Origin of the sequence: Abyssisolibacter fermentans (assembly GCF_001559865.1) — a bacterium.
Taxonomy (GTDB): Bacteria; Bacillota; Clostridia; order Tissierellales; family MCWD3; genus Abyssisolibacter; species Abyssisolibacter fermentans.
This window is the reverse complement of sequence record NZ_LOHE01000112.1, coordinates 66,047-77,921: the sequence shown is the minus strand read 5'-3', so window position 1 is coordinate 77,921 and position 11,875 is coordinate 66,047. Positions and strand designations below refer to the sequence as shown.

General features: G+C 29.2%; 9 protein-coding genes. All 9 read right to left on the bottom strand.

The genetic code is table 11. The annotated features are described in order from the left end of the window. The gene (locus AYC61_RS20010; protein WP_066507443.1) at positions 1-957 is read right to left on the bottom strand and encodes a DHH family phosphoesterase; all 957 of its coding nucleotides are present in this window, start codon (positions 955-957) and stop codon (positions 1-3) included. Further along, a complete protein-coding gene (gene rbfA, locus AYC61_RS20005; RefSeq protein ID WP_066507441.1) occupies positions 947-1,315 on the bottom strand; it encodes a 30S ribosome-binding factor RbfA in 369 nt (122 codons plus the stop codon). Before rbfA ends, AYC61_RS20010 begins: the two co-directional genes overlap by 11 nt. Before the next feature lie 45 nt (positions 1,316-1,360). Then, positions 1,361-3,394 carry a translation initiation factor IF-2 gene (infB, locus tag AYC61_RS20000; protein ID WP_066507439.1) on the bottom strand — a complete coding sequence of 678 codons (2,034 nt, stop codon included), beginning with the start codon at positions 3,392-3,394 and terminating at the stop codon, positions 1,361-1,363. A 41-nt stretch (positions 3,395-3,435) separates the two neighbouring features. Next, positions 3,436-3,732, bottom strand: coding sequence for a L7Ae/L30e/S12e/Gadd45 family ribosomal protein (locus tag AYC61_RS19995; RefSeq protein WP_066507436.1), 297 nt, complete (start codon positions 3,730-3,732; stop codon positions 3,436-3,438). Continuing rightward, complete coding sequence (rnpM, locus tag AYC61_RS19990; protein ID WP_066507431.1) at positions 3,722-3,991, bottom strand: RNase P modulator RnpM; 270 nt, start codon at positions 3,989-3,991, stop codon at positions 3,722-3,724. The genes AYC61_RS19995 and rnpM overlap by 11 nt, the downstream gene beginning before the upstream one ends. Before the next feature lie 14 nt (positions 3,992-4,005). Further along, complete coding sequence (gene nusA / locus AYC61_RS19985) at positions 4,006-5,052, bottom strand: transcription termination factor NusA (RefSeq protein ID WP_066507428.1); 1,047 nt, start codon at positions 5,050-5,052, stop codon at positions 4,006-4,008. Positions 5,053-5,070: 18 nt separating this feature from the next. Beyond that, positions 5,071-5,535 carry a ribosome maturation factor RimP gene (locus tag AYC61_RS19980; protein WP_066507426.1) on the bottom strand — a complete coding sequence of 155 codons (465 nt, stop codon included), beginning with the start codon at positions 5,533-5,535 and terminating at the stop codon, positions 5,071-5,073. Positions 5,536-6,309: 774 nt separating this feature from the next. Next, on the bottom strand, positions 6,310-10,599 hold the full coding sequence (locus AYC61_RS19975) for a PolC-type DNA polymerase III (protein ID WP_082760089.1): 4,290 nt from the start codon (positions 10,597-10,599) through the stop codon (positions 6,310-6,312). Positions 10,600-10,770: 171 nt separating this feature from the next. Then, on the bottom strand, positions 10,771-11,826 hold the full coding sequence (gene ispG, locus AYC61_RS19970; RefSeq protein ID WP_066507424.1) for a flavodoxin-dependent (E)-4-hydroxy-3-methylbut-2-enyl-diphosphate synthase: 1,056 nt from the start codon (positions 11,824-11,826) through the stop codon (positions 10,771-10,773). Positions 11,827-11,875 lie beyond the last annotated feature (49 nt).

The following is an 11,875-nucleotide window of genomic DNA, read 5'->3' as shown; positions in this document are numbered from 1 at the left end:
TCACCCTAAATATTTTTCGATTTCAAGTATTATTTTGTCTTTTACACAGTCAATTGTATTACATAATGTAAATCCAGCTGCTCTAACATGGCCACCACCATCAAACTTTTCAGCTATCTTTGCTACATCTACATAACTTTTAGACCTCAAACTAACTTTAATTTTATTTTCCTCTATTTCTTTAATAAAACAAGCTACTTCTACAGTGTCAATGTCTCTAGCATATTCCACTATTCCTTCGGTATCTTGATTATTATAACCATTAACATTACTACTACATACAATAGCTAATCTATAATCATAAAAGAATTCTATATTTTTTAAAGTTCTAATAAAATACAAAGCATCATTTAGTTTTATACTTTGATAAACCCTTTTTGTAATATTGTTTAAATCTATACCTAAGTCTAATAGTTTACCAGCTATTTCATGTGTTTCTTTTGTTGTGTTATCATATTTAAAGCTTCCTGTATCAGTTGAAATAGCAACATAAATACACGTTGCTATTTCTTGATCAATTTTTATATTCATCTGTTTTAAAATTTTATAAACTATTTCACCTGTAGAACTAGCATCACTATAGACAAAATTTATGTCTCCAAAACTTTTGTTACTTATGTGATGGTCAATATTAACGACTACTGCACCATTTAGTACATGTTCATATTTGCCCAATCTTTTTTCATCACCACAGTCTAAAACTATCACAACATCATAGTTTGTATCTTTGTTAGGTTCTATCGCTTTATTATAATTGGATAAAAAATTATATTTATCTGGTATATTATCGCTTTTAAGTATATCTATTTTATCACCATATTGTCTTTTCAATACTGTTCCAAGCGAGAACAATGAACCTAAATTATCGCCGTCAGGTTTTATATGAGATATGATACCTATTTTACTCGCTTTATCTAATTTAATTTTTAAAAGGTTAACATTTTCTTTAAAATTCATTTTTTTCACTCTCTTGTTTTTTTACCTTTTCAATTAATTGATTCATGTAAATACCATTCTCTATGGAGGTATCTAATGCAAATTCTATTTGTGGTATATATTTAAGCTTTATCTCTCTACCTACTTCTTTTCTTATAAAACCAGCAGCCTTCTGAAGTGCAATTATTGTATCATTTTTCTCCTTGTCACTTCCATAAACAGAAATATATACTTTTGCATATCTCATATCTTTTGTAACTGAAACTTCCATAATACTAGTCATTGGAGCTATTCTGGGATCTTTCAATTCATTTCTTATTAAACTGCTTATTATTTTTTTTATCTCTTCTGAAATTCTACCTAACCTCTTTGAACTCATAGTAAGTTCACCTCACTTAATCGTATGCGTCTTATTCTTTATATTCTATTTTCTTTTAACTTCCTCCATTACAAATGCTTCTATGACATCTCCTTCTTTAACATCATTAAAGTTTTTAATGCCAACTCCACCTTCATAACCTGTAGCTAACTCTTTTACATCATCTTTATATCTTTTAAGTGATCCTATTTCTCCTTCGTATACAACTACATTGTCTCTTAAAAGTCTTAGATTAGCATTTCTAACTATCTTTCCATTAGTCACATAAACACCAGCAATTAAACCAAAATTAGGAACTTTAAATGTTGCTCTTATTTCTGCTCTACCTGTAACAACTTCTTTAAATTCCGGCTCAAGCATACCATTTATAGCATCTTGTATATCTTCTATAGCTTTATAAATTATTCTGTATGTTCTAATATCTACATTTTCTTTATTTCCTAAATTAATAGCTGATACTGTTGGTCTAACATTAAAACCAATTACTATAGCATTTGAAGCAGATGCCAACATTACATCACTCTCTGTTATCGCTCCAACTCCACCATGAATAATTTTTACTTGTACCTCTTCATTGCTCAGTTTTTCTAACGATTGTCTTACTGCTTCTATAGAACCTCTTACATCAGCTTTTAAGATTATATTTAAATCTTTAATATTCCCCGATTTTATTTGATCAAACAAATCATCTAATGAAACTACTTGTCTAGACTTATTTCTTTCATCTCTGATTTTTTGTCTTCTCTTTTCACTTATATCTCTAGCCTTTTTCTCATTTTCTACAACATAGAAAAGTTCGCCTGCACCAGGAACTTCTGAAATACCCATAATCTCAACTGCAGTAGATGGGCCCGCTTTCTTTACTTTTTTACCTTTTTCATCAAGCATAGCTCTAATTTTACCACTAGCTGTACCAGCTATAAAAGCATCAGATACTTTTAATGTTCCTTTTTGAACAAGTACTGTAGCTACTGAACCTTTACCTTTATTTAATTCAGCCTCAATTACTGTACCAACTGCTCTTCTGTTTGGATTAGCTTTAAGCTCTAACATTTCAGCAACTAAAGTAACCATTTCTAATAATTCATCAACGCCTTCTCCTTTTAAAGCTGAAACTGGAACCATTATAGTATCCCCGCCCCAATCTTCTGGTACTAGACCCTGCTCTGTTAGCTCTTGTTTTACTCTATCTGGATTTGCATTTATTTTATCTATTTTATTAACAGCTACAATAATAGGAACGCCAGCTGCTTTAGCATGATTAATGGCTTCTATAGTTTGTGGCATAACTCCATCATCCGCTGCAACAACCAATATAGCTATATCAGTTATTTGTGCTCCTCTAGCTCTCATAGAAGTAAAAGCTTCATGCCCTGGAGTATCTAAAAATACAATCTTTTTGTTATTTATTCTAACTGTTGAAGCACCGATATGCTGAGTTATTCCACCCGCTTCTTTGTTTGCTATATGAGAGTTTCTAATATAGTCTAATAATGAAGTTTTTCCGTGGTCAACGTGCCCCATAACTGTTACAACTGGAGAACGTGGTTTTAAATCTTTTTCATCATCTTCAAAGTCAAGATCATCAGTATCATCTTCGTCTATTTCAATGCTTACTACATTAAATCCATACTCTTCACCAATGATAGAAGCTGTATCTAAATCAATTTCTTGATTAACACTAGCCATAACTCCTAATGACATCAATTTTGAAATAAGTTGTGTTGAGCTTATACTTAATTTCTCAGCAAAATCTTTTACGATTATTGTTCCATCTATTTCTATCTTTTTATCCTCTGAATTATCTTCATTTTTCTTTTCTTCAGCTTTTTCATTCTTTTTAACTTTTTTAACTTTTTCTTCTTTTTTGATTTCTTCAACCTCTTCTTCTTTTTGTTTTTGTTGTTCTGATGTATCAGTTTTTTTACTGAAAAGTTCTTCTATTATCTTAGCTAGCTCATCATCTACCGTACTCATATGATTATTTACTTCAACATCTACTTCTTTTAATTGACTTATTAACTTTTTACTACTAATGTCTAATTCTTTTGCAATTTGATAAATTCTTTTTTTGGTCATACTATACGTTCACCCCCTAAATTTTTAAGGCGATATCTTTTCTATAATAAATCTTCTAACACTGAAGAAAATTGCTTGTTACATACTACTATAGTTGATATCAATTCTTTACCAATGCTACGTCCAATTAATTCCTTACTGCCAACAATGTGATATGACAAATTGTTTTTATCTGAAAGGTTTGTGAATTTCTTCTTTGTGTTATCCGAAGCATCTTCTGCTATTATTAGCAAATAGCCCTTTCCTTTTTTTATGGAATCTACACATGGAGTTTCACCAGCTTTTATATACCCTGCTTTTTTTCCTATCCCAAGCATAGAATAAAACTTATTGTTCATCCTCTATCACCTTTCTTAACTGGTCATAAGTATCCGCTGGTATATCAATACTTAAAGTATTTTTTAATCTTTTTGATTTTAATTCTTTTTCTAGGCATTCTATACTTTTACATATATATGCTCCTCTACCGTTTGCTTTTCCACTTAAATCTATAAATACTTCATTTTCTTTGTTTTTAACTACTCTAATTAGATCTCTTTTATCTTTTCTTTCTCCACAAATAACACATTTTCTTAGAGGTGTTTTTCTTTTTCTCACAAGCAACACTCCATCTACTCAATATCATTTATTTGACTTTCACTTTTAATATCAATCTTCCAACCAGTTAGCTTAGCGGCCAATCTAGCATTTTGACCCTCTTTACCAATAGCTAATGATAGCTGATAATCTGGTACTACTACTAATGCAGATCTTTCATTTTCATCTATAATACTAACACTAACTACCTTAGCTGGACTTAAACTATTTGTTATAAATTCTGTTATATCTTTACTCCAAGTTATTATATCAATTTTTTCTCCTCTTAATTCGTCTACTATAGATTTAACTCTTAAACCTTTGTGTCCAACACAAGCTCCAACAGAATCTACACTATCATCATTAGAATATACAGCTATTTTGGTTCTTGAACCAGCTTCTCTAGATATGCTATATATATCTACTATACCATCATGTATTTCAGGTACTTCAAGTTCGAATAATCTTCTAACAAAACCTGGATGTGTTCTAGATAGTAATATCTGAGGCCCTTTGGTTGTTTTTTTAACCTCTAAAACATATGCTTTTATTCTATCTCCCTGTTTATACACTTCATTTTTTATTTGTTCACTAGGTAAAAGTACACCTTCTATTTTACCTAAATTAATCATAACATTATTTTTATTAACCCTCTGTACAGTACCTGTTATTATTTCTGTCTCTCTATTAATGAAATAATCATAAATTATTTCTCTTTCTGCTTCTCTTATTCTTTGAACCACAACTTGTTTAGCAGTTTGTGCTGCTATTCTACCAAAATTTCTTGGTGTTACTTCGATGTTCACAACATCTTCTAATTCATATTTGCTATCCATCTCTTTAGCTTTGCTAAGAGAAATTTCTAATAAATCATCTTCTACCTCATCAACAACTACTTTTTTTGCATAAACTTTTACATCTCCAGTTTCATTATTGATAAATACTTCAACATTACTAGAAGATCCAAAATTCCTTTTATATGCAGTAATTAATGCAGCTTCAATGGCATTTATTAATATGTCCTTTGATATGCCTTTTTGCTTTTCTATTTCATCCAAGGCTTGAATAAACTCAGCTCTCATTTCACCAAGACCTCCCTTTTAAATCAATATTGCTAAATTTATTTTTGATATTTGATCTCTTTGTATTACAAGTGGCTCGCTATCGTCCTCCTGTATTGTAACAACAGTATCATTATAATCAAGTAGTTTTCCCATAAACTTCTTACTACCATCAATAGCTTTATATAAACTAATTTCAACATATTCATTTAAATTTCTTTCAAAATCTTCATCAGTTTTAAAAGGTCTATCTATACCTGGTGAAGATACTTCTAAGAAATAATTTTCCTCTATCGGGTCCTTCTCATCTAATATAGCACTTAATTTCTGACTTATATATTGACAATCATCTAAGCTTATTCCGCCCGGTTTATCTGCAAAAACTCTAAGATAGGTATGAATACCTTCTTTTGCGAATTCTACATCTACTAAATAAAATTCAGTATTTAACAAAATATCTTTAACTATTTTTTTAACTAACTCAATAATACTTTTTTTATTCATAAATTCACCTCCAATATAATATACTTATTTTTTCATAAAAAACTAGTGTTATTCATAATAATAATAATCTCACAAAATCTACAAGTAGTTACTAAAGTGTATTATAAACACTTATGACAATAAATTGCTTAACTCTCATTCTATAATTCTTCTATGTAATAAAAATATTACAGTCAATTTTAATTATTCCTGAACATTAGTCAAATTATATTTATAATCATAATTTTCATCTATTTAGCTTTATAGCATATTTTTTATAATAAATTACTAAAATTATGATTACACTTATTTATTATGTAATTTGCTTTTAATGGTAACTATTTAAGAAATTTCAAAAATTATATATTTCATATAATAATTTTCTTTTATGCTGTTCATAATTTGCGAAATATATTATAACAAAATCTTCTATCTTAAAAAAACGTTGTTGATTTTGTTGAAATGCATTACGTAAATTATATTTATATTATTTATGATGTATATAATTTACTATGCATTATAACAAAAATCTTCTATCTTAAAAAAAACGTTGTTGATTTTGTTGAAATGCATTACGTAAATTATATTTATATTATTTATAAGGTTTATAATTTGCTATGCATTATAACAAAATTTTCTATCAAAAAAGGTATTGTTAATTTTGTTAAAATCTTACGGGAATTTTTCTAATTCCCTGTAGATTACAAAATTAAGGAGTGGGTTTTTCCCACTCCTTTCGTAATTTTTAATATGTTCAATATTAATAATAACATATTTTGTATTAAAAATCAAATATTAAAATAAACTTATTTGATTTCTTTCATACATTCCATCTAAACAACCATGTATTCTTAATGCTTCTACAGAAGTTTTATTAATCTTAGCTCTATTAACTAAATCCTCTATAGATATAAATTCACCCTTTTTTCTTTCATTAACTATACTTCTAGCTGCATTTTCACCAACACCCTGTAAAGATTTGAGAGGAGGTATTATTACTCCATTTTCTAGTAAAAATTTATCACTATCAGATTTATATAAATCAACTTTTTTAAGTTTAAATCCTCTAGCATACATCTCTAAAACCACTTCTAATACTGTCAATAAATTTTTCTCTTTAGCTGTCTTGTTGTTTCCTAACTCTTCCAATTGTTTTATTGTATCTTTTACTACTTCTATACCTTGTACTATCAGATGTGTATCAAAATCAACTGCTTTAGTTGTAAAATAAGTAGCATAAAAAGCCTGTGGATAATGAACTTTAAAATACGCTATTCTAAAAGACATCATTACATATGCAACTGCATGAGCTTTTGGAAACATGTATTTTATTTTTTTACAAGATTCTATATACCATTCTGGAATTTTCTTCTCTCTCATGTACTTTTCATCATCTTCTGTTAAGCCTTTCCCTTTTCTTACCTTTTCCATAATAGTAAACGATCTTTTCTTTTCTAAATCTCTATGAATAAGATATGTCATTATATCATCTCTTGTAGCAATAGCACTTTTCAGCGTTGTTACTCCTGCTCTTATTAGCTCTTGTGCATTGTTAAGCCAAACATCAGTACCATGTGATAAACCACTTATTCTGACTAATTCATCAAAAGTAGTAGGCATAGTATCAAGTAGCATTTGTCTAACAAACTTAGTACCAAATTCAGGTACGCCATACGTACCAACTTTACAGTTTATATCTTCCTCAGTAACACCTAAAGATTTAGTTGAAGTAAACAATGCCATAGTTTCTTTATCCTCTAGTGCTATACTTTGAGCATCTACTCCCGTTAAATCCTCTAACATTCTTATTATTGAAGGTGTATCGTGTCCTAGTATATCAAGTTTTAATATCCTACCACTAATGGAATGATAATCAAAGTGCATTGTTATAACACCAGATTTTTTATCATTTGCTGGATACTGAATAGGAGAAAAATCATGTACATCCTTATCTCTTGGTACTACCATTACTCCGCCCGGGTGCTGTCCTGTAGTCCTTTTAACACCCGTACAACCCAATGTCAATCTATTGGTTTCTGCATTATTTACAATCATATCTCTCTCACTAAAGTATTTTTTTACAAATCCATATGCCGTCTTTTCTGCTATTGTACCTATTGTACCAGCTCTATAAACATGTCCTTCTCCAAACAATTCTTCTACATAATGATGCGCAGTTGGCTGATATTCACCTGCAAAGTTTAAATCTATATCAGGTTCTTTATCTCCTTCGAACCCTAAAAATGTCTCAAATGGAATATCATGTCCTTCTTTTATATAATCATTGCCACACTCAGGACATTTTTTATCAGGCATATCAACACCACTTGAATAGCTGCCATCTAATATAAACTCACTGTGTTTACATTTAGGACAAATATAGTGTGCTGGCAGCGGATTAACCTCAGTTATATCACTCATTGTAGCTACAAAGGAAGAACCAACTGAACCTCTTGAACCAACTAAATAACCATCACTTAATGATTTTTTAACTAATTTCTCCGCAATAATATACAATACTGCATATCCATTTTTTATGATAGAATTAAGTTCTCTATCTAACCTATCTTTAACGATTTCTGGCAATGGTTCACCATATATCTCTTTTGCTTTTTTGTTTGTTATTTCATATAATTCTTCATCAGCTCCATCTATAATAGGTGGAAAAGTACCATCAGGTATTGGTAAAATCTCTTCAACCATGTCAGCTATTAAATTCGTGTTTTCTACTACAACTTCATAAGCTGAGTCTTTGCCTAAATATTTAAATTCTTCAAGCATTTCATCTGTAGTTTTAAAATAAAGTGGTGGCTGATTATCTGCATCATCAAAGCCTTTTCCACTCATTAGTATACGTCTGTATATCTCATCTTTTGGATCTAGAAAATGTACATCACCAGTTGCTACAACAGGTTTATTATATTTCCTGCCTAAATCATATATTTTTTTGTTAATATCTCTCAACTCGTCATAATCTTTTACTATTCCTTGTCTAACCATAAACTCATTATTTCCTACTGGCTGTATTTCCAAAAAGTCATAAAAGTCTATTATCTTTCTTAATTCATTTTCACTTTTGTTATCCATTATTGCTTTATAGAACTCTCCAGCTTCACAAGCTGTTCCCAGTATTAAGCCTTCTTTATATTTTGTTAGAATAGATTTAGGTATCCTAGGTTTTCTATAGAAAAAATTAATATGAGATTCAGATACAAGCTTGTACAAATTCTTTAAACCTACATAGTTTTTTGCAAGTATTAATATGTGATGAGTCTTACCTGACTTATAGTTAATATCTTTATTAAATAAAGAATTAATATCTTCAAGCTTAACTGCACTTTTTTCTACAACCATTTCTAATAGTTTTAAGAATATTTCAGCAGTAGCCTGTGCATCATCAGAAGCTCTATGATGATTTTCAAGACTTACTTTGAAATGTTTGGCTAATTTATTTAGTTTATGAGATTTTAATTCCGTTAATAATTGTCTACTTAACTGTAATGTATCTAAATAAGTATAATCGAATTCTATGTTTAATCTGTTACAATTTTGTTTTATAAACCCTACATCAAAATTTGCATTATGTGCTACTAATACAGCATTACCAACAAAATCTAAAAATTGGGGTAGTACTTCTTCTATTGTAGATTTGTTTTGTACCATATCGTTTGTTATACCTGTTAACTCTTGTATTTTAATTGGTATGTTTTTCTCTGGATTTACAAGCTGATTATATTTTTCCACTATTTTATTGTTTGATATTTTCACTGCACCTATTTCAGTTATTTTATCATTTATAGAAGATAAACCTGTAGTCTCTATATCAAATACTACATAATCACAGTTAACTTCTTGATCTTTTGTGTTTATAACACTTGGTAAACTATCATTAAATAAATATCCTTCCATACCATACAAAATTTTCATACCATATTTTCTTGATGCATCTAATGCTTCAGGAAAGCTTTGTACTACTCCATGATCTGTTATTGCTATTGCTTTATGACCCCAATCCTTTGCTCTCTTTGCTAAATCCTTAAAGCCTGACATACCATCCATATCACTCATTCTACTATGTAAATGAAGTTCTACTCTTTTTACATCTGCTTTATCTTGAGTAATTATATTAAAATTACATTTTTCTAAATGCCTAGCCATTATAACAACTTCTCTTGAAAAAGTATCATATATTGAATCCCCTGTTACTATTACACCCATCCCTTTATTTAAATTTTCTTCTAAACCTTCTTGTTGAGTTTTGTTTGCAAATACTTTTACAGTAATTGAATTTGAATAATCTGTCACGTCAAAAATATATAATTTCTTTTTATTGTCCTTCAATTCTCTTGATTCAAGTCTAAATATTTCGCCTTTAACAGTAACTCTACCTGAATCAGTATTTATTTCAGATATTTTAATAATATCATCTTGTGTTTTCTTTCCATATATTACATTAGAATTAGAACCTTTACTATTTTTAATACTATTTGTATTTTTGTTTTGTCCTTGGGTACTAATAGCTTCATTTGTAACAGTATTTATATTTTTTATTAATTTCTTTTCTTCATCAGCTAATATCTTTTCATGTTCTTTAATATTATTTGTTCCGATATTAATTACTTGTACATTTAAACTAAGATCAAATTCATCAACAAACATGCTCTCAATTGTATTTTTTATTCTCATCATATTACTTGGAAGTAATACTAATTGATTGTCAGTTTTAATAAATAGCTTGTCCTCCTTTACTTCCCATATAAGCTCATCAATCCATACAGTAGCATGTTTTAAATTTCTTTTTAGTAAGTAACTTATGTTACTCCAACAATTTTTAACTAACTCTTGATTATCTTCAACAACTTGAGTATTATTCAACTTGAATTTTATTTTATTATATTCTTTTAAATTTTCTCTAATATTAATTATTACTTCATCAAACATCTTATAATCAATAATTTTTGTAGTTTTAAGTTCTATAGTTAAATTTTTAGTATTATCTTCTAATACAACCTTATTAATTATCATACTATTAATATCATCATTTGAAGTTATGTTGAATGTATCTAACAATTCTTTAAAAAGCATAATTCTCCCCCTTTAAATCTTGGGTATTAGTCGATTTCAAGCTTATTTCTATAGTAAAAATTTCTTAACTACCATAAATTTTTATACATGTACTAAAAGTCACATCACAAATGGATATCTTATTATATTATAAATATAGACTAGACAAAAGTCTAGTCTGATACTTTTAAACTATAATAAATCCCTATTAATTGTTTCTATTAATTCATCTACTAATGATTCTTCTTTAACTTTTTTTACTATCTTTCCTTTTTTGAAGATAATTCCTTCGCCTTTGCCTCCTGCTAAGCCATAATCAGCTTCTTTAGCTTCACCAGGACCATTAACGACACAACCCATGACAGCAACCTTAAGAGGCTTATGTAGGCTTTTAAGTCGATTCTCAACCTCAGTAGCAATAGAAATTAAATCAATCTGAGTTCTGCCACAGGTAGGACATGAGATAATATCAACTTCATCGTTTAGTATACCTGTTGCTCTCAAAATTTGTTTTCCTACCATTACTTCTTCTACAGGATCACCAGTTAAAGAAACTCTAATAGTATCACCTATACCATCTAACAATAAACTCCCAATACCTATAGAAGATTTTATTGTTCCATTAAATACGGTGCCTGTTTCTGTAACACCTATATGTAATGGGTATTGCGTCTCTTTTGCTATCTTTCTGTAAGATTCTACACAAAGTCTAACATCGCTTGATTTGACAGAAATAACTGTGTCATAAAAGTTATTTTCTTCTAAAATTCTAACATGCTCTAATGCACTTTCAACCAGTGAATCTACATTTACTCCATTATATTTTTGTAGATATTCTTTTTTTACTGAACCTGAGTTTACTCCTATCCGTATGGGAACATTATGATATTTACACGCTTTTATAACTTCTAAAACTCTTTCTTTAGAACCAATATTACCAGGATTTATTCTTAATGCATCTATTCCATTTTTTACACACTCAATAGCTAATCTATAATCAAAGTGTATATCTGCTACTAAAGGTATATTGATTGCTTTTTTTATTTGTTCAACAGCAATAGCAGCTTCCATGTCTGGAACTGCTATCCTAACAATATCACATCCTACTGCTTCTAACTCTTTTATTTGATTGATTGTAGCTTCTTTATTTTTCGTGTCTGTATTAGTCATAGATTGAACTGTAACCTTATGGTCGCTTCCAACTCCTACATCGCCTACAAAAACATTATGTGTCTTCCTTCTCATGATATCACCTCGTATTGCAAAATTTTCTATAATAACCTTTGGTGAATAATTA